Raw genomic sequence first — 18402 nt, forward strand, 5'->3', positions numbered from 1 at the left:
CGTTTCGCGGCCATAGCCCGGCTTGACTGCGCAGACACAGATTTGTGCCCCAACGTCATTGTCATTTCGCCAAATGTCGGGAATGGTCTGCCAAATGCACGTAACCAAGCCAACCTAAGCGCAGGTTCACACCATGAGCGATTTTCTGAAACGGGCCCGTGTGGCCGAACAGCAGATGCGGGCACTGTTTCCCGCGACACCGCTTCAACGCAACGATCATCTTTCGGCTCAGTACGGGGCTGATATTTGGTTGAAGCGCGAGGATCTTAGCCCCGTACGCAGTTACAAGATCCGGGGTGCGCTTAATGCGATGGGCAAGGCGCTTGCTGCGGATCCGTCGCGTGATTTGTTTGTTTGTGCCTCAGCTGGCAATCACGCGCAGGGGGTTGCCTATACCAGCCGACATTTTGGTGTGCGCGGTGTGATCTTCATGCCCGTCACGACGCCTCAACAGAAGATCGAGAAAACCCGCATTTTTGGCGGCGATAGTATCGAAATCCGCTTGGTTGGGGACTATTTCGACGACACGCTGAAAGCGGCGCAGGAGTATTGCGCAGCCGAAGGCGGACATTTCCTCTCCCCGTTTGATGATCTGGACGTGATCGAAGGTCAGGCAAGCGTTGCCGCCGAGATCGTGTCGCAGCTTGGACGCTCACCTGACATGGTGATCCTGCCCGTCGGTGGCGGAGGTCTGTCTGCTGGGATCACAACATATCTCAGAGAGACTGCGCCGGGGACCGAGATTCGATATGTCGAACCAGCGGGCGGCGCGAGCCTTAAGGCCGCGTTGGATAAAGGTGAACCTGTTGCGCTTGATATGGTCGACAACTTTGTTGACGGTGCGGCCGTTGCGCGGATTGGTGCGCTGACCTTTGATGTCTTGAAGTCCGTTGATCCAGAACATGTGCTTGGCGTTCCCGAAGATCGCATTTGTCTGACCATACTCGACATGTTGAATGTGGAAGGCGTTGTGTTGGAACCTGCGGGTGCCCTTTCCATCGATGCGTTGAAAGATGTTCAGGATCAGATCAAAGGCAAAACGGTTATCTGCGTTACTTCGGGCGGAAATTTTGATTTCGAACGCTTGCCTGACGTCAAAGAGCGCGCGCAGCGCTTTGCGGGTTTGAAGAAGTACTTCCTTCTCCGGCTTCCTCAACGTCCCGGTGCGTTGAAAGACTTTCTTCAGATCCTGGGACCAGACGACAACATTGCCCGCTTTGAATATATGAAGAAAAGCGCAAGGAACTTTGGCTCAGTACTTTTGGGAATTGAGACCAGCAAGCCTGAGAACTTTGAAATTCTAGAACGGCGCCTGGAAGAACGTGGGTTCGCGTTCTCGGACATCACCGATGATGAGACCATTGCGGAATTCGTGGTTTGAGGCCTCAGCACTTGGCCAGAAATTCGGATTTTGATTGGGAATAGGCATCGAAAACCGGCCCGAGCTGAATGGAACTGACCTGACCCTGCGCAGCGGCCTGTTCGTTTTGCCCGCATATGTCGGACAGGTCACGAAACCCCAAGTTTAACGCCGATCCCTTCAGGAAATGCATGTCCTGTTCGTAGAGCTTTGGGTCGGGGCTGGCTTTAAGGCGTTCAATAACTTCTTCGACCTCCTCAAGAAAGATTTCGGCAATTTCACCAAAGTCTTCTTCGCCGATTTCATCCTTTAATTCGTTCACACGATTCCAATTGATCATTGCCCTCTCCTACACAGTTCGCAGGATCATGACTGAAGCCAGTTAACATACTGTTATAAATACACATCTATGAAAAATTTAGCTTTAAAGGGCTGTTAAATCGATTGCTCTAAGGCTGGGCCAAGATGTTATTTGCATATAGCGTTTTGGAGCAATTTTGAGTGTAGCAGAATCATACAATACTGGGTCTCTCGACAGAGATTCCATGCTGGGCGAATCTGTTCGGACGGATTCTGTGCAGCGCATTTTGGTTGTTGATGACAGCCGCGCCCAGCGAAGTCTCATGTCGAAATCATTGTCCCGACAAGGTTATGAGGTTGAAGAAGCGGATTCGGGACTCGAGGCGTTGAAGCTTTTCGCATCACAAGAATTCGATTTGGTCCTGAGTGACTGGATGATGCCGGGCATGGATGGGTTGGAGCTGTGCAAAGCAATCCGTGCACACAAGTCTTCGCGATACGTCTATTTTATTCTGCTTACATCGAAAACTGACAAAGGCGCAGTTGCACGCGGTCTGGATGTGGGCGCTGACGATTTTCTGGCCAAGCCCTTCAACCCCGATGAGCTTCGGGCGCGGATTGCTGCTGGCGGGCGCATCCTGTCGATGGAGCGTGAGCTGCAAGAAACCAACCGTCTTGTTTCATCGGCTCTGACAGAGCTGAAGACGCTCTATGATTCGGTGGACCGTGATTTGGTCGAAGCGCGGAAGATGCAGCAGTCTTTGGTGCGGGAGTCTTTCCGTGATTGGGGCCGGGCCGAGGTATCGCTTCTATTGAAACCCTGCGGGCATGTTGGGGGTGATCTGGTTGGTTTCTTCGATGCCGGGGAAGACCATATCGCATTCTATTCAATTGACGTGTCGGGGCATGGTATCGCGTCTGCGCTTCTGACGGCTCGATTGGCATCGTATCTTTCCGAAGGGTCACCCACGCACAACATTGCATTGATTGAAAACGAGGACGGCAACCACAAACGACAACCACCCGAGATCGTGGCGGCGCAGTTAAACACGCTTTTGACCAAGGACATGTTGTCGGAACATTATTTCACGATGCTGTTTGGGTATCTGGATATGACCGCAGGCAAGGTGGAGTTCACACAATGCGGCCACCCCAATGCGGTGGTTCTTAACAGGTCTGGCCAGGCTCAGTTTGTTGGGCAAGGTGGTATGCCCATCGGGCTGATCTCGGCGGCTGAATTTGAGCGTCAAATCATGACGCTTCAACCCGGAGAGCGGCTGATCTTCTATTCGGACGGCTTCACAGAATGCGAAGATACAAGTGGAAATCAGATTGAAGAACAAGGGTTTGGAGAAATTCTTGAGAAAAACAGTGGTCTGACGAATGACATGATGTTCGATGCCATGGTCTGGGATCTGGACCGGTTTGCTGGTGGCGAAGAGTTCGGTGACGATCTTTCCTGTGTGATGCTGACCTATAAATCACGCACATAGCTGCGAAGGAAGTGGCGATCACCCTCGCTGTGAAGAACTCTGGTTGCGGTAATGACGTTGCTCCAAACCGCTGTGTGATCTGCCTCAAGCGGATCGCTGATCCGTCTGACAGGAGTGGCCAAAAAGATATGGCAGACTTTCTCGGCCCATAAATCGTACTCGGGCATATAGGTGAATCTCCGATACGCCCCCAGTCGCCTTGGACTTTGGATTGACCAACCGGTTTCCTCCATCACCTCGCGATGCAGTGCCGCGATCGGGCTTTCACCTGAATCAATTCCACCACCGGGCAGTTGGTATTCATCAAACGGACCACCTTGATGGGTGATCAGCACGTCACGACCCAAGGCAAGTATCGCGTAAGCGCCCGGACGCGGTGTGTATTGCCGATTTCTTTGCTTTGGGGCTCCAAATCTTCGGATCATCCCTTTTCCATTCGGTTGCTGCCACCATATAGACGCGGTATGCCAAGCTGAACGCCGATAGGAAACCCCAATGACTCTTGGATCTCAAATCGCATGGGATGACACCATTCTGCCATTCCAACTGGACAACAGCGACATCCGCGGGCGCCTTCTGCGCCTTGACGGAGCGCTGGACACGATCCTGTCCCAACATAACTACCCCCCTGCGATCGAAGCGCTGGTGGCCGAAGCTGCTATGCTGACCGCCATGATTGGGCAGACGATCAAGCAAAGTTGGAAGCTGTCCCTGCAAATTCGCGGTGACGGCCCGGCACGATTGATCGCCACCGATTATTATGCGCCGAAGGTGGCAGGAGAACCCGCCGAAATCCGCGCCTATGCCAGTTATGACGAGGAACGTCTGGACCCAACCGGACCCAGCTTTCCGCAAATCGGCAAAGGCATCTTCGCGATCCTGATCCAGCAGAAGGAAGGCCAGCAACCCTATAAGGGTATGACGCCGCTTGCGGGCAATTCCTTGTCCGATTGCGCACAGGCCTATTTTGCTCAGTCCGAACAGCTTCCAACGCGCTTTCACCTGACCTTTGGCAAATCGGTCTGGGCCGGCGGGCAAGAAGGCTGGCGCGCGGGCGGCGTGATGCTGCAACATATGCCGAAATCCTCGCCGCATGTGACGGGTGAAGGCGGATCGGGCGAAGGCGGATTGCTGGCGCCCGGCGATCTTCTGACCGATGAAGACAGCGAAAACTGGAGCCGTGCCAACATCCTGTTGGATTCGGTGGAAGAGCTGGAACTTGTTGGTCCGTCGGTGCAACCAACTGAGCTTTTGGTGCGCCTGTTCCACGAAGAAGCGCCGCGTGTCTTTGATCCGCAGCCCGTCAATTTCGGGTGTCCCTGTTCGGAAGACCGTGTTCGCGAAAGCCTGTCGATCTACTCGGACCGTGATATCGGCCATATGACCAATGACGAAGGCCGCGTGACCGCGGATTGTCAGTTCTGCGGGGCGCATTACGATCTCGATCCCGCAACAGTGGGCAAGGATGCGAATGGCGACAGCGCCTGATCAAATCGCGCGCCTTCGGGCTGCCCTGTCCCTTCCCGGGATGGGAAGTTCGGATTTTGACTTGTCGCCCGACGTGAAACCCCTTGCCGGGCGAAAACTGCGCCCGGCTGGTGTGTTGATGCCCTTTATCGAGACACAAACCGGACTGGAACTGGTGCTGACCAAACGCTCTTCCGCGTTAAAGCATCATCCGGGCCAGATTGCCTTTCCGGGTGGAAAACGCGACGAGTTAGACACTGATATTACCGCAACCGCCCTTCGCGAAGCGCATGAAGAAATTGGATTGCCCCCAAGCAATGTCGAAGTTCTTGGACAGCTGCCCGCGCATGAGACCGTGACGGGGTTCACCGTTACGCCCGTTCTGGGATTGGTGACGGAAAGCTTTACGCCTATCGTCGAGCCGGGCGAAGTAGATGAAGCCTTTCGGGTTCCCTTCGATCACGTGACTAAGTTGGCGAATTTCAGTCAGCAAGGTCGATATTGGCAGGGACAAATGCGGTGGTATGAGACTGTTCCACATGGCCCCTACTATATCTGGGGCGCAACGGCGCGAATGCTGCGCGGTTTGGCTGAAAGGCTGGTATCATGACGCGCATTCAAGGCGACTGGATCACGGATTCCGGGGCTCAAAAAGTTTGTGGCCTACTGACTGATGCGGGATATCAGGTCTATTTTGTAGGCGGCTGCGTACGGAATGATCTTTTAGGGGTCGAGATTACTGATCTGGATATGAGCACAAATGCTCTTCCTGCGCGGGTTATGGAACTGGCTGAAGCGGCAGGTTTTCGCGCCCTACCCACTGGAATTGACCATGGCACTGTGACGATTGTCATCAATCACATCCCGTACGAAATCACGACGTTTCGAAAGGATGTGCAGACAGACGGTCGTCGCGCGGTCGTCGCGTTCTCGGACAAGATCGAAGATGACGCGCGGCGTCGGGACTTCACAATGAACGCACTTTATGCGGACGCTTCGGGTCAGATTATCGATCCCTTGGGCGGGCTTCCCGATATTCACACAAGGCGCGTTCGGTTCATCGACGATGCGGGCGAACGGATCCGCGAAGATTACTTGCGCACGCTGCGTTTCTTCAGGTTTCACGCTTGGTATGGCGATGAAACGGCGGGAATTGACGTTGATGGATTGGCCGCAATTTCAGCGAATTTGGATGGATTAGAGTCTCTTTCTAAAGAACGGGTCGGTTCTGAGATGCTTAAGATCCTGTCAGCCCCAGACCCCGCCCCGTCTATGGCGTCAATGGCGCAATCCGGAGTGTTGGCAAGGGTTCTTCCCGGTGCAGACGTGTCAAAGCTCGCAGTTCTTGTGCATCTTGAGCAAGGTTACCCAGCAGATCCAATCCGACGATTGAGTTTGCTTGGTGGACAGGATGTGGCCAAGGCGTTGCGTCTGTCCAAGAAGCACGCAAAGCACCTTGAAGATTTGCGCGATGGAATTGGGTCGACGGCGGGAATAGGCGAGCTTGCGTATAAGCTGGGGGCTGATGCCGCGCTGAATATCGCGCTGTTACGTGCTGCGATGTTTGAAACTCCCCTGCCCGACGGGTTTGAACAGGATATTGCGGCCGGAGCTGTGGCGTCATTCCCGATCAAACCTGCTGACTTGATGCCCGAGTTTTCCGGGCCTGAATTGGGGTCACAGCTGCGCAAGCTGGAAGCACGTTGGATCGCATCGGGCTTTTCCCTAACCCGCGAGGATCTTTTGAAATGAGCGACGTAACCCATCAGATCACACGTCTGGGGCATCTGGGTGACGGTATTGCTGATGGGCCAGTATATGCCGCCCGAACTTTGCCGGGCGAGGTTGTGCGTGGCGATGTGACAGGCGACCGGATTGAAGCGCCCAAAATCGTCACGCCGTCTGTGGACCGGGTCAAACCTGCCTGCCCGCATTACAATGCCTGTGGCGGGTGCTCTTTGATGCATGCCTCGGACGAATTTGTCGCGAATTGGAAAGCGGATATTGTCAAAAATGCGCTGATTTCCCATGGAATAGAGACTAGTTTTCGGCCAATTCACACCTCTCCAGCGAACTCAAGGCGGCGGGCTGTGTTGTCCGCGCGACGCGGAAAGAAGACGCCGATTGTCGGGTTTCATGGACGTCGTTCTGGCACGATTACCGATATATCCAACTGTCAGCTGATCGACCCGAAAATCCTTGAGGCACTGCCTGCCTTGGGCGAGCTGACCGGCTTGGGCGGGTCGCGCAAGGGTGAGCTGTCGATCAACGCAACAGTTTCAGATGCTGGTCTGGATGTTTCGGTTACGGGCGGCAAGCCGCTGGACCGTTCGCTTGAAGCTTCGCTGGGACAGGCCGTTCACCGGTTTGGGTTTGCCCGGCTGTCATGGGATGGCGAGGTCATCGCGATGGAAACCCCGCCTGCGCAATCATTTGGCCCCGCAAATGTAACCCCGCCCCCTGGCGCTTTCCTGCAAGCAACGCGCGAAGGCGAGACCACATTGTTGTCTGCTGTGCGTGAAGCTGTGGGGGATGCCGACCAGATTGTCGATCTGTTTGCAGGGTGTGGAACGTTCTCTTTGCCGCTTGCCGAAAAGGCATCAGTCCATGCGGTTGAAGGTGTTGGCAACATGTTGAAAGCCCTGGATGCTGGTTGGCGCCATGCAACAGGCCTGCACGAGATCACGACCGAGACCCGTGATCTGTTTCGAAACCCGCTTTACGCCGAAGACCTGAACCGCTTCGATGCTGCCGTGATCGATCCGCCGCGTGCGGGTGCTGAAGCACAGATTGCACAAATTGCGGCGTCGAACCTGCCTGTTGTGGCTATGGTGTCCTGCAGCGCTGTCAGCTTCGCACGCGATGCCAAGATTTTGCTTGATGCGGGATTTGAAATGGACTGGGTGCAAGTTGTGGACCAGTTCCGCTGGTCAACTCATACGGAACAAGTGGCGTATTTCCGTCGCAGATAAGCCAGAACCTGCAGCAATTGCGCGACCAGATGCGAATAGGTTTGAGTTGTCATTCAGACGCGTTACCATGTGGCCAAACAAAAAAGTACGGATGAAAAATGAGAACCGTCGTCGCAATCGCAGCAGTGCTTGCCCTTTTATTCACCGCCTCATGCGGGCCAAAGCGTCATCAATATGATGGACCCGAGGTCACGCGTATCGTTGTGAACAAGGGTGCCCGGAAGATGTACCTTCTTCATGGGACCGAAATTCTGAAAAGCTACAATATTGAACTGGGTTTTGCCCCCAATGGGCATAAACAGTTTGAAGGGGATGGTAAGACGCCTGAAGGGCGCTATGTCATCGATCGCCGCAATCCGAAAAGCTCGTTCTATCTGTCGATCGGGGTCTCGTATCCCAATCGGGCGGATGTGGAGTATGCCAAAGCCAACGGCAAGAAGCCGGGGGGCGAAATCTTCATACATGGCGAACGCCGCCCGCAGGACCCAAAAGGACCTGACTGGACGGCTGGCTGTATCTCGGTCGACAATGATGAAATGATTGAAGTCTTTACCATGGTGCGTTTGGGCACTGTGATTGACATCAACCCATAAGAAAAAGCCCGCCTGGAATAGGCGGGCTTTTGTCTAAATTCGTCTGTCGGATTAGGTGCCGACTTCAAGCACCCACCAGATTTTACCGTTGCGTTCCTGATGCCACGAGAAGCCCATGTTGCGGCCGCGTGGGTCCATGATGATCCGACGTGTGTTCGGATCTGCCATCCAAGCCGACAGGGTCTGAAGTTCGCTTTCGAAAGTTTCCGAAATTGTCTCACCCAAATAAGTGCCGGTAAACCCGACGCGGCGGGCGCGATCTAGGGGCGATGATCCATCTGATCCGAAATGCCATGGGCGGTTTTGAACCGACATGTCTTTGGCGTGGGTTGCTGCCGCTGCGTTCAGCTTGCTGTTCAACTGCATCGGACCAGCGCCGGCAGCCGCGCGCAGTTCATTCACCGAATCCAGCATCCGATATTGGATCGTCGATGTCTTCGCCGCGGAAATCCGATAGACCCTTACACCGTTTCCAGTTGTGGTTGTGCCGGATTCACAAGCGGCTAGTGTGGTTGCTGCGGCTAATGCCAACAAAATCGCGCGCATTTGTATCTCACCAATAAAAACTTGTTTACATGCTTCTCTATAGAGAGAATGTCATGAATTCAAACAACGCGTGTGTGATCTATGCGAATTCACGCTGGTTTGAATTGCGACTGATGCGAACGCGCAATATAGAAGCGTTGAATAGTGTTATTTTGTTTGGAGTTCTAAAATGAGTGACAAGACAGGATCAAAGATTGGTCGCCGCGCATTTCTTAGCGGTGCCGCTGCCGTAGCGGGCGGAGTTGCGACACCTGCCATCGCGCAGTTCAACAACTCGACCGAAGTTGAACGCGATCTGACCGAAGTGGTCAAACGCAATATCTCAAGCTTCCGGACATTGAACTGGCAGCCCTATTTCAGCAACACCCGTGGCGGCGTGATCTTGGTCGATATAAGCTCGCGTTGCTTGCACTTCTGGTCGGAAGATCAGTCGATCTATCGCCTGTATCCGACCTCGGTCCCGCTAAGCGAAGACCTGACGCGTCGTGGCCGGACAAGTGTGATCCGCAAAGTGGAAGGTCCTTCTTGGGCCCCTACCCCCGCGATGCGCAAGCGCAATCCGGAATGGCCTGCCTTTGTGGGTCCGGGTCCTGACAACCCGTTGGGCACTCACGCGCTGTATCTGGGGTGGAAGTACTATCGGATCCACGGAACTCACGACACGCGTAAAATCGGCCGCCAATCGTCGAATGGCTGTATCGGTCTGTATAACGAGCACATCAAAGAGCTTTACGGACTGGTCGGCAATGGCGCGCAGGTCCTGTTGATCTGAGTTCGATCAAATCAGAAACAAAAAAAGCCCCGCATCAAGCGGGGCTTTTCTTTTTGGCTACTACGCGGGATCAGACGCTTTCGTCGATCCAGCTTTGCAGGGCTGCTTTCGGAGCTGCGCCAACTTTGTTCGAAATCACCTGACCGTCTTTGAACATGAAAAGCGCCGGAATTCCGCGAACACCCATTTGCGCAGGCGAGTTCGGGTTTTCGTCAACGTTTACCTTAACGATTTTGACCTTGCCTTCGTATTCGGTCGACAGCTCTTCCAATGCCGGGCCGATCTGTTTGCAAGGGCCACACCATTCGGCCCAGAAATCTACAATAACGGGTACATCCGCGTTACGGACTTCTTCGTCAAAGGTGGCATCGGTGACAGCAACGGTTGCCATGGTAACTCTCCTGAAATTTTTGGTTGGTCAGAACCTAGGTAGCCAAGCCCTCAGCGTCAAGGCGGCCAAAGGCCTCATCGACAAGTTGATCGTCCAGCATCATCAGCTCACGGCTTTGTGTCCACAGGATCGCGGTGTGAACGGGTCGATCCTTGTAGATCGCGCGCAGCATCCATCGATAGGCTCCCATCTGGCGCAGCAACCCTTCCGGGGTTTGACTAGGAGCATCAGGAACCAGACGATTGGATTTGAAATCGATGGCGAGCACCTGATCATCTGTCACAATCAGGCGGTCAATATAGCCGTGCAGAAGCTGATTAGGCGCTTCAGGCAAATGCCCCGTAATGGGAGCTTCTGCAATGCTGTTTGCATCAAACAAATGCATTAAGGCTGGATCGGTGAGCAGCGCGGCGACCTCATCCGTCAACGCGCGCGTGGTTTCTGGTGTTGCTGAATCCGGACCCGACATCAAAAGGTACTCACCCACAGCGGCCCATCTGTCTTGGGCTATGCCCGGAAAGTGCTCCAGTAGAAGGTGGATTTGACGCCCGCGGATCAGCGGGTCCTGCCCTCCCGCAAGTTCCATTTCCCCCGGCAGCGCCTTCGCACCACCAAGATCAGATGGGGATAAGGGCTTGGGTGCGCTGACAGGTAAGGGCGCGTCTGACTTTAGCCACTCTGGCAGTTGGGGTTGCTGTGCTTCCCTGTCAGGCGCGTCGTTCACCCCCGGCTCTGGCCATTCACCAGTGTGATAGCGCTTCCCGGTACCCGTTGGAAAATCGCAATCCGCCCCGCCTGCCTGCTCCATCGCCGCTTCACAGATGCGGTACCATCCGGTGTCCGCTGTCCCAAGATCGCCTGCCGCAGCAAGGATCAGCCACTGCTCGGCGCGGGTCATCGCGACGTAAAGCAGCCGCGTACGTTCTTCGATCTCGGCCTCTTTCAGGCCTTCAGACACATCCTCAATCGCGTCTGTCCGATCTGGCTTTGACGGGAACCAAAACGGCTGATCCGGCGAGAACTTCCCAATCTGCGGCATGTCCGAGGCATTTCGCCTTGCCAGATCGGGCAGCAAAACAATCGGTGCCTCAAGCCCTTTCGAACCATGGATCGTCATGACCCGCACAAGATGACCCTTGCTGTCCACCTGTCGCTTGATCGTGATGTCGCCGGTTTCCAGCCACGAGATGAAACCTGTCAGGCTGGGGATCTCGAGCCGTTCATAATTCATCGCCTGATGCAGAAGTGCGTCGATGCCGTCCTCGGCCTCTTGTCCCAGTCGCGCGAGCAGCTTTTTGCGGCCATCATGGCGGGTCAGAATACGCTCTAAAAGTTCAAAGGGGCGCAAAAAATCCGCGCGGTTTCGCAGGTCATGAAGCGTCTCTAACGTTGCAGAGAATTGCTCAGGTTGATCTGACAAGGCCCGCCAAAGGAACGTCTTTTTTCCCCGGTAATGGGCCAGCCGGAACAGGTCGTCTTCGCTCCAGCCAAACAACGGGGACCTAAGCACCGTGGCAAGCGACAGATCATCTTCGGGTGTCGCCAGGAATGACAAAAGAGCCGTTAGATCTTTCACCGCCAGTTCAGCGCCGATGCGCAGCTGATCGGCCCCCGCGATGGGAATGTCACGCGCTTTGCAGGCGCGGATTAGCTCGTGAAACAATTCACTGCGCGAACGTACCAGAACAAGAATGTCGCCCGGATCAACGGGTCGCGACCCACCTTTGTCATCCGGCAACTTCTCTTCCCGTATCATGCGTTGGATTTCATTGGCCATGTGATCGGCCAGTTGGATTCGGTGATCACGCGGAGATGGCCGATCAACGGGGTCATTCCAGTCGCGATCTTCTTCGTGCTTCACAGGCTCGATGGATGGCCAGAGGTCTACTCGGCCGGGTTTGTCCCTGAAGAAGGCGCGGTGTTTGAAGCTGCCACCAAGGCCGGAACGCCCCTCCAGCGCCATATCCACAAAGCCCAGCACTGCGGGCGAGGATCGGAACGAGTAATCCAGCGGCTGAACCGCCAAAGCGCGCCCGACCTGTTGTAATCGATCGGTAAAACTGTGCTGCATGCGTTGGAACTCGGCCGGTTCTGCGCCTTGGAACGAATAGATGGACTGCTTTGGGTCCCCCACCACGAAAATCGTGCGTTCAATATCGTCCCGCGCACCTGAACCGGTGGTGAACTCGCGTGCAAGGCTGTCGATGACGCGCCATTGGACCGGGCTGGTATCTTGAGCTTCATCCACCAGAATGTGGTCGATGCCACCGTCGAGCTTGAACAAAACCCAAGCCGCAACAGAAGGATCAGTAAGAAGAGCCCCGGCCTTCAAAATCAGGTCGTCAAAGTCTAGCCAGCCGCGCGCCAACTTGGCGGCCTCGTATTCCTGCACAAATGCATGGGCAAAGCGGTACAGAGCCAGAGTACGTTGGGCGTTGTGTAGGGCCAGACGTTTGTGCCGAGCTGACTCGACCCGCGCCATCAACTCGTTCAGTTGATCCATGATTGGCGCACAAGCGCCCGTCTGTAGGGATTTGGTCGGAACAGAGCCTATCTTTGCGGAAAATGGCGGTTTTTGGAGCAGAAATATTCTCTCTAGTCGCTTCAACAGGTCCAAATTCGGCTGATCTAATTCAGCGCCTTGAAGTGCTTCTGCCCGCTTCTGATCCTGCGCGCTGCCGGTGGCCGAGTTTGCGCGGAACTTGGCCAGAACCTCAAGATCTTCCGGCTCAAAGCAATCTTCCAAAACACGTTGCAGATCATCCCCAGTTGCCAGATCGAACCAATCCTTGATCAGGGCATCTTCTTTCATTTCGGCAAACAACATCCGGGCCGAAGTTATGCCAGCTGTCAGGCGCGACAAATCCTCGCCCGTAAAGAGGGCGGCCAAACCTTGAACAAGGTCCTTTTGTGGCCCGTCGCTCATCTGTTCCAGAATAACAGCGCGCAGATCATTGGCCGCGCGGTCATCCATCTCGGTGAACTGTGGGGACACGCCCGCTTCGGTCGGAAAACGACGTAGAAGCGAGGCGCAGTAAGCGTGAATCGTCTGAATTTTCAGCCCGCCGGGGGTTTCAATGGCGCGGGCAAACAGCTGGCGCGCCAATGACAGGTCGCGTGCGCCTTCAACTCCAAGCTCGGCCAAAGCCTGCGTCAGGCTTTCATCGTCCTTCATCGCCCATTCACCAAGGCGCTGGAACAGGCGGTTCTGCATCTCGCTTGCCGCGGCTTTGGTATATGTCAGGCACAGGATGTTCTGCGGGGACACTCCGTCCAGCAACAACCGCGCCACGCGGTCGGTCAGAACGCGCGTTTTCCCCGACCCGGCATTGGCCGACAACCAGGTCGAGGCTGTTGGATCAGCCGCCCGAATTTGGGCGCGGGTTGCGTCGTTAAACTTCATCGTCCGACCTCCGCCACCACGGGGGTATCACTGTCATCCCATTCGCCAAACCGGGCCAGATGATCGTAGTCACCCGCGAAACGATGCATGTGCATTGCGCGACGTGATGTGTAACCCTGATCTTCTGAATAATAGGCACTAATAAGGCCCAAAAGCTCTTCCCTAACCCGCGTGATGTCTGCACTGCTTAGGTCGGTTTTTACTTCTTTCTGAGGCGTCAAACCAATGTAACTGACCGCGGAAACGGGTGATGGCTCAACATTCTCAAACCCGCTTATTTGGGCAATGACAGCTTCAAGAAGCAGCTGTTTGTCAAAGTGCTTTTGTTGCTTCGCATTGGGCGGCGTCCCTGTTTTGTAGTCGTAGATCAACAACGACCCTTCGTGATGGCGATCAATCCGGTCGGCCTTGGCGACCAGCGTGAAATCGGGATCGTCAAACTGCACACGCCCCCAGGTTTCGTTCGCCAGATTTCGAGACCAACCCTTTCGCAAAAGCTCCTGTTCAATGAACCACGGTGCGATCCGATCAATGCGGGCTTTCCAAAGGATCCGCGTGGCCAGATTGGGTACCTGTTCTTCCAGGACATTGTCAGCAACCCGACGAAGGCGTTCCAGCTCGTCTCTGGGGGCCGGGGTTTCGGGCAGGTCCTCGACGAAACGCTCGAACACATCGTGCAGAACGGTTCCGCGCATCAGGGCATCCGATCCGCGCATCAAGGGGTCCAGCGCGCGAAGGTGAAGAACCTTGTCGGCGTATATGGCAAACGGATCACGGATGAGCTTTGTGACACCTGTAGCAGAAAGCTGTCGCGGACGCGTAGACAGCGGTGGTGCTGGAGAAGGGCGATTTTCTGGTAGAATAGTCACACATGGTTGGTCAATTCGCTGTGCGTAGTCCAGCCACTGCCTACCCCGCTGGCGCATGTTTTGCAGGGCTTGCTGGCCTTCTTCCGAGATGCCCGCCATCAGGTTGCAGATGCGGTTCAACCATCGAGACGGGATTGTTTCGCTATCCTCGTCGCGGGTAGATCTGGTCAGAATAACCTCTTTTGTGGCGATGGCTTGCTGGAAGTCATGCGCGGACAAGCCGACGCGACGTTCTGGCAGGGACAAGCCAACTTGAATCCGCATCTGGCGGTTTAGCCATGGATCGGGGCCGGGCAATTCGGGCCAGATACCATCGTTCAGGCCTGCCAGAATTACCCTGTCTGCGCCCTGAACACGTGCCTCTAGGGTGCCCCAAAACATCACGCCGGGATGGGGTGTGTTTGGGTCGCGCACCTCGCCTTTTGACAGGATTGATCGGAACAGATCCCGGTATGCCAGTGGGGATAGTTTGCCGCCATATATCGCGTTTTCAGCAAGGTTAGAGACCACTTCTTGGCACATTTGCCCCGCAGCGCGGTTCCAAAGTTCACCCGTCCCGTCGCCTGTTGGACCCTTCGCGATTGCGGTGGCGAGCTCATGGTGATGTTTCAGCAGATCGCTTAGGGAAAGTTCGCTCGCAATGGGTTCGCGCAGGCAAGTATTTACAACCCAGTCAGCCCAAACCGCACGTTCGGGCTCTTCCTCGAACCGCTTTGCCCACTCCATCAGAGCATCACGGTCCGGAACGGCAGCAGACCCCCGAAGCACCTGAAGCTCCAGATCGCGGGTCCAACGCAGATGATCCCCGCGGGCTTCTCCGCCGGTATTGGTCAGCGGGTGTTTCAAAAGCGCCAGCAAACGATCAGCGGCTGGCGCCTCGCACATCATGAGCGAGACCTGACGCAGAAAACGTCCTGGGGCAGAAAGCGCCAGTGGCCGGCCAGCGCTGTCATCTGGTTCGATATTCCAGCGATCCAATGCGGCCGTGACCTGCCGGGTCAGGTTCCGATCCGGCGTAATCAAGGCCACTGAAATCCCGTCATCAATCGAACGGCGCAGGATTGTTGCGATGGCTTGCGCCTCATCACGTGGTTTCGCGGCCTCGACCAGCGTTAAATCTTCCGTGGCTTTGTCGATGTCCTGAAGGCGACGCCCCTCGATCTGCCATTGATCTGTTACAGGCGCTGGGCGCAGAGCAAGTGAGATCAGCATGTTTCGCTCTGGAGCAACTGGCGTAGTGTCAGTCCACGCACAAACGTCGTTCCGCGAAAGCTCCAACCGTTTTAGAAGCGCGGCAAAGCGGTATTGTGGGTGATCTTCGGCTGAATGTGCGTCAACCAGACTGGACCAAGTCGTTTCAGGCAGATCAGTGTCGAAACCGGGTAGAGCCAACGCCCCGTTCGGCAGTTTTGAGACAGCCTGCATCAGCAGTGATGTAGTGCCACGCGACCCAGTTGAGCCAGCGATGAGAATTGGATGTTCAGGCGGTTTAGCCTCCCACCCCTCGATGATCTTTTTGACGACCAAACGTTGCCGGGTTTCCGCGTCGGGGGCGTGCCCGGTATCTGGATCAAAGAACGGATTGATGAGCGATAGAAACTGTAAGCTGCGCGCCCAGTGTTCGGACATATCTTGGACATCTAGTGTCTCTAACGCTGCAGGTTTTACGCCTTCCCCGTGCATTTCATCCATCAGTTTGGCGACGCTATCCGCCAGATCAAATGCAGCGCTTTTTGGGGCGAGATCAGGTTCTTGCTCTAGCAAAGCAAGGATAAGCTGATGCAATTCTAATTGTCTGCGCAGGGGCGCAACGGCTGTGGGAATCGAGCTGTCCAATGGCAGCTGCGCCAGGTCCGTAATCAATCGCAAGCGAGGTACAAAGCCGGGCTCATCATCAAACAAACTGCGCACGCGATTTAGCATTCTGCGCGAGTTTAGATAGAGCTCGATCTTGGCCATATCTTCGGGTGGGCTGTTGGTCATCCGTTCGCGCAAGCCCCGAACCAATGCCTTTGGAAAGTCGACCCCCAGTGGAACGTGGAAGACGCGTGATTTGGCGGAGGGTTCAAACATTTTGGGTTTCTAACAATCTTTCAGCCAACGTAATCCCGTCTGGGTGTCCAACGTCGCACCAAGACCCAGTATAGGAAAGCCCAAACAGGCGGTCCGATTTCTCGATAGCGTTCCACACGGTGTTCAGAGAAAATACATTCTCTTGTATCGCCGAGACCGGGCCAGTCTTAATGATCTGACAGCCAGTATAAACCAATCCAGGGCCGCGCGTTAGTCGGCCATCTGATGATTGGTGGAAATCCCCGGCACCCAAGTGACCAATCGCGTTTTCGGGTGGAACAAGCAACATCAGCGCGTCCATTTTGCTCGGTTGCCATGCGTCCAAAAGGGCCTGCATCGGGTTCGGACCGGACCACACAGCATCGGCGTTTAACGTATATACGGAACCTGTATTGTGCAGTGTTAGAGCCTGTTTTAGACCACCCCCTGTTTCTAGAAGCTCGTTTTCTGGTGAAAACAGAATCCGGCGATCGGAAAGGTGGTCCTCGATCTGGTTGGCCAGATAATGGGTGTTCACCATGATCTGCGAAATACCCGTGGCGTCGTCGACGATCTTCAATGCGTGATCCAATAGTGGTTTGCCAGCAACCGGGATCAAGGGTTTTGGCTTTGCTTCGGTCAAAGACCCCATACGCGTTCCACGTCCGGCGGCGAAAATCATTACGGTGTCGGGCATGGCTGTCTCAACTTGTTCAAATACGCGGTGTCAGGCTCGGGAAGGATAGCGTTTAGGTGCGTTTGCAACCCGGCAAGAGGCGGATGGCGGAGGTCCTCTTGAAGCAGCCCCCATACGCGGGGGATCAGATCGACATAGTGCGGCTTGCCAAGCTCGCGGGAAAGGCGGGCAAATATGCCCAGAATGCGAAGGTTTCGTTGTACGGCGACCATGTGGAATTCGTTCTGAAAGGCGCTTTGATCAAGACCACGACGATCCGCGAAGGCAATGCGCGCTGAATGCGCCAGATCCGGTGATACGTTCCGACGGACATCGCGCAACAGGGACACAAGATCGTAGCTTGGTAGCGTGTTTACGGCATCTTGAAAGTCCAACAACCCGATGCGCGCGATTCCTTTCCGGTTGGGCAGCCAATGGAGGTTCTCGGCGTGGTAATCACGCAAAGAAGTTCGAAGCGTTGCTTGAAAGGGGGTGAGGGCGGAATGGATCGCCGCGATCGCCTCATCCACTGTCATTTGTGATTGAGGGGCATAGTGCAGGAAAGCCAGGTCGCATGCACGAGCCATTTCGGGAATATCGTAGTCCGTGACATGGGCGGGCTCGGCATCCAGGACGGTGTGAGTAACCTCAATTGCTGTGGAATAGAGACTGTTTTCAAGCGAATTGTCTCTGCCGATCAGCGATGCGAAATCGTCGTCTTGGAAGTCCTCCAGCAGAAGGAAACCTGCCTGAAGATCGGCCTCGTAAATCTTGGGAGATGACAGCCCAAGCGCCGATAGATAGTTCGCCATGTCCACGAAGGGTTTCATCGAGCCGCAAGTTTGCGGAGGGGCGTCCATCAAGATCGCTGGCTTCGGTGTCGTTGCACGGAAATAGCGACGCGATGATGCGTCACCTGACAGCGGCGTAAAGGTCGAACCCGCCCAATCGGTTCCCTGCAAAAAGGCCAGCTGGTCGTCTTTGCGCCTATCGCTCATGGAATTGCCTTTCGAATTCGGCTTTCCCACTTTTCCGTAGGTCCGGACAGATGAAGCGCCCTGAAATCTGGATCGTCCGAGGCATTGCCAGTTGAAAACTCGATCACCAAGGCGTTTTCGGGGGTTAGTTCGCCCAGCCTGTCGGGCCATTCAACAAGGCAAATCGCAGTTTCGAAGGCGTCAATCAAGCCAAGTTCTTCGATCTCGTCCGGGTGGGTCAGGCGATATAGGTCGGAATGCCAGATCTCACAAATGGAATCGTCATAGGTCTGGACCAGTGTAAAGGTGGGCGAAGGCACGTCTTCGATCATACCGTTTTGGGCCAGTCTTGCTTGGATCAATGCCCGAGCAAAATGGGTTTTGCCCGCGCCAATACCGCCCGACAGCAAGATCACATCGCCGGGGGCTAAAAGACCTGCCAGTTTGGCCGCAAATGCGGTTGTTTGATCCGGGCTGGGAAATGAAAGATCAAGGTGAAAGCCGTGCGTCATGGCACGAGTTTTAGACGCC

General features: G+C 55.1%; 17 protein-coding genes. 8 read left to right on the top strand and 9 right to left on the bottom strand.

Translation table 11 applies throughout. The annotated features are described in order from the left end of the window. Positions 1-133: 133 nt before the first annotated feature. Positions 134-1381, top strand: a complete 1248-nt coding sequence (ilvA, locus tag MWU55_RS02905; protein ID WP_246934201.1) for a threonine ammonia-lyase IlvA — start codon at positions 134-136, stop codon at positions 1379-1381. 4 nt (positions 1382-1385) lie between these two features. Here ilvA and MWU55_RS02910 read toward each other — a convergent pair whose 3' ends face one another. After that, entirely contained in the window at positions 1386-1700 is a 315-nt protein-coding gene (locus MWU55_RS02910) for an Hpt domain-containing protein (RefSeq protein WP_246934202.1), read from the bottom strand. A 205-nt stretch (positions 1701-1905) separates the two neighbouring features. Between MWU55_RS02910 and MWU55_RS02915 the strand changes: the two genes are divergently transcribed. Next, positions 1906-3153 (top strand): SpoIIE family protein phosphatase, encoded by a 1248-nt coding sequence (locus MWU55_RS02915; RefSeq protein WP_246934203.1) that lies wholly within the window; start codon positions 1906-1908, stop codon positions 3151-3153. On the opposite strand, the gene MWU55_RS02920 is transcribed toward MWU55_RS02915, so the two are convergent. Next, positions 3135-3578 (bottom strand): NUDIX hydrolase, encoded by a 444-nt coding sequence (locus MWU55_RS02920; RefSeq protein ID WP_246934204.1) that lies wholly within the window; start codon positions 3576-3578, stop codon positions 3135-3137. The two genes, MWU55_RS02915 and MWU55_RS02920, sit on opposite strands and share 19 nt — an antisense overlap. Positions 3579-3648: 70 nt before the next feature. Here MWU55_RS02920 and MWU55_RS02925 point away from each other — a divergent pair, with 70 nt between their 5' ends. From MWU55_RS02925 to MWU55_RS02945, 5 genes are all read left to right on the top strand, one after another. Then, positions 3649-4641: an Hsp33 family molecular chaperone HslO gene (locus tag MWU55_RS02925; RefSeq protein WP_246934205.1), complete on the top strand. Its 993-nt coding sequence runs from the start codon at positions 3649-3651 to the stop codon at positions 4639-4641. Further along, a complete protein-coding gene (locus MWU55_RS02930) occupies positions 4625-5230 on the top strand; it encodes a CoA pyrophosphatase (RefSeq protein WP_246934206.1) in 606 nt (201 codons plus the stop codon). The genes MWU55_RS02925 and MWU55_RS02930 overlap by 17 nt, the downstream gene beginning before the upstream one ends. Next, a complete protein-coding gene (locus MWU55_RS02935; protein ID WP_246934207.1) occupies positions 5227-6372 on the top strand; it encodes a CCA tRNA nucleotidyltransferase in 1146 nt (381 codons plus the stop codon). Before MWU55_RS02930 ends, MWU55_RS02935 begins: the two co-directional genes overlap by 4 nt. Then, complete coding sequence (locus MWU55_RS02940) at positions 6369-7592, top strand: class I SAM-dependent RNA methyltransferase (RefSeq protein ID WP_246934208.1); 1224 nt, start codon at positions 6369-6371, stop codon at positions 7590-7592. Before MWU55_RS02935 ends, MWU55_RS02940 begins: the two co-directional genes overlap by 4 nt. A 98-nt stretch (positions 7593-7690) precedes the next feature. Further along, positions 7691-8185: a L,D-transpeptidase family protein gene (locus MWU55_RS02945; protein WP_246934209.1), complete on the top strand. Its 495-nt coding sequence runs from the start codon at positions 7691-7693 to the stop codon at positions 8183-8185. Positions 8186-8236: 51 nt separating this feature from the next. On the opposite strand, the gene MWU55_RS02950 is transcribed toward MWU55_RS02945, so the two are convergent. Next, positions 8237-8731, bottom strand: a complete 495-nt coding sequence (locus MWU55_RS02950) for a CAP domain-containing protein (protein WP_246934210.1) — start codon at positions 8729-8731, stop codon at positions 8237-8239. A gap of 169 nt (positions 8732-8900) precedes the next feature. On the opposite strand from MWU55_RS02950, the gene MWU55_RS02955 reads away from it, so the two are divergent. Then, the gene (locus tag MWU55_RS02955; RefSeq protein WP_246934211.1) at positions 8901-9503 is read left to right on the top strand and encodes a L,D-transpeptidase; all 603 of its coding nucleotides are present in this window, start codon (positions 8901-8903) and stop codon (positions 9501-9503) included. A 70-nt stretch (positions 9504-9573) separates the two neighbouring features. Here MWU55_RS02955 and trxA read toward each other — a convergent pair whose 3' ends face one another. From trxA to tsaE, 6 genes are read right to left on the bottom strand one after another with little or no spacing between them, the layout of a single operon-like run. Continuing rightward, positions 9574-9894: a thioredoxin gene (trxA, locus tag MWU55_RS02960; RefSeq protein WP_246934212.1), complete on the bottom strand. Its 321-nt coding sequence runs from the start codon at positions 9892-9894 to the stop codon at positions 9574-9576. A 34-nt stretch (positions 9895-9928) separates the two neighbouring features. Beyond that, positions 9929-13297, bottom strand: coding sequence for a double-strand break repair helicase AddA (addA, locus tag MWU55_RS02965; protein ID WP_246934213.1), 3369 nt, complete (start codon positions 13295-13297; stop codon positions 9929-9931). Beyond that, positions 13294-16239 (bottom strand): double-strand break repair protein AddB, encoded by a 2946-nt coding sequence (addB, locus tag MWU55_RS02970; RefSeq protein ID WP_246934214.1) that lies wholly within the window; start codon positions 16237-16239, stop codon positions 13294-13296. The genes addA and addB overlap by 4 nt, the downstream gene beginning before the upstream one ends. After that, positions 16232-16915: a nucleotidyltransferase family protein gene (locus MWU55_RS02975; RefSeq protein WP_246934215.1), complete on the bottom strand. Its 684-nt coding sequence runs from the start codon at positions 16913-16915 to the stop codon at positions 16232-16234. Before MWU55_RS02975 ends, addB begins: the two co-directional genes overlap by 8 nt. After that, complete coding sequence (locus MWU55_RS02980) at positions 16900-17892, bottom strand: phosphotransferase (RefSeq protein WP_246934216.1); 993 nt, start codon at positions 17890-17892, stop codon at positions 16900-16902. The genes MWU55_RS02975 and MWU55_RS02980 overlap by 16 nt, the downstream gene beginning before the upstream one ends. Beyond that, positions 17889-18383, bottom strand: a complete 495-nt coding sequence (tsaE, locus tag MWU55_RS02985) for a tRNA (adenosine(37)-N6)-threonylcarbamoyltransferase complex ATPase subunit type 1 TsaE (protein WP_246934217.1) — start codon at positions 18381-18383, stop codon at positions 17889-17891. The genes MWU55_RS02980 and tsaE overlap by 4 nt, the downstream gene beginning before the upstream one ends. Between the last annotated feature and the right edge of the window lie 19 nt (positions 18384-18402).

Source organism: Aliiroseovarius sp. F20344 (assembly GCF_023016155.1).
Lineage (GTDB): Bacteria > Pseudomonadota > Alphaproteobacteria > Rhodobacterales > Rhodobacteraceae > Aliiroseovarius.

Bases quoted from the DNA above. Each gene is read 5' to 3' on its own strand.
- MWU55_RS02975 (WP_246934215.1), bottom strand. From the start codon at position 16,915: ATGCCCGACACCGTAATGATTTTCGCCGCCGGACGTGGAACGCGTATG.
- MWU55_RS02980 (WP_246934216.1), bottom strand. From the start codon at position 17,892: ATGAGCGATAGGCGCAAAGACGACCAGCTGGCCTTTTTGCAGGGAACC.
- MWU55_RS02925 (WP_246934205.1), top strand. From the start codon at position 3,649: ATGACTCTTGGATCTCAAATCGCATGGGATGACACCATTCTGCCATTC.
- MWU55_RS02915 (WP_246934203.1), top strand. From the start codon at position 1,906: ATGCTGGGCGAATCTGTTCGGACGGATTCTGTGCAGCGCATTTTGGTT.
- MWU55_RS02935 (WP_246934207.1), top strand. From the start codon at position 5,227: ATGACGCGCATTCAAGGCGACTGGATCACGGATTCCGGGGCTCAAAAA.
- MWU55_RS02945 (WP_246934209.1), top strand. From the start codon at position 7,691: ATGAGAACCGTCGTCGCAATCGCAGCAGTGCTTGCCCTTTTATTCACC.
- ilvA (WP_246934201.1), top strand. From the start codon at position 134: ATGAGCGATTTTCTGAAACGGGCCCGTGTGGCCGAACAGCAGATGCGG.
- MWU55_RS02955 (WP_246934211.1), top strand. From the start codon at position 8,901: ATGAGTGACAAGACAGGATCAAAGATTGGTCGCCGCGCATTTCTTAGC.
- tsaE (WP_246934217.1), bottom strand. From the start codon at position 18,383: ATGACGCACGGCTTTCACCTTGATCTTTCATTTCCCAGCCCGGATCAA.
- MWU55_RS02950 (WP_246934210.1), bottom strand. From the start codon at position 8,731: ATGCGCGCGATTTTGTTGGCATTAGCCGCAGCAACCACACTAGCCGCT.
- MWU55_RS02920 (WP_246934204.1), bottom strand. From the start codon at position 3,578: ATGATCCGAAGATTTGGAGCCCCAAAGCAAAGAAATCGGCAATACACA.
- addA (WP_246934213.1), bottom strand. From the start codon at position 13,297: ATGAAGTTTAACGACGCAACCCGCGCCCAAATTCGGGCGGCTGATCCA.
- MWU55_RS02910 (WP_246934202.1), bottom strand. From the start codon at position 1,700: ATGATCAATTGGAATCGTGTGAACGAATTAAAGGATGAAATCGGCGAA.
- addB (WP_246934214.1), bottom strand. From the start codon at position 16,239: ATGTTTGAACCCTCCGCCAAATCACGCGTCTTCCACGTTCCACTGGGG.
- MWU55_RS02930 (WP_246934206.1), top strand. From the start codon at position 4,625: ATGGCGACAGCGCCTGATCAAATCGCGCGCCTTCGGGCTGCCCTGTCC.
- MWU55_RS02940 (WP_246934208.1), top strand. From the start codon at position 6,369: ATGAGCGACGTAACCCATCAGATCACACGTCTGGGGCATCTGGGTGAC.
- trxA (WP_246934212.1), bottom strand. From the start codon at position 9,894: ATGGCAACCGTTGCTGTCACCGATGCCACCTTTGACGAAGAAGTCCGT.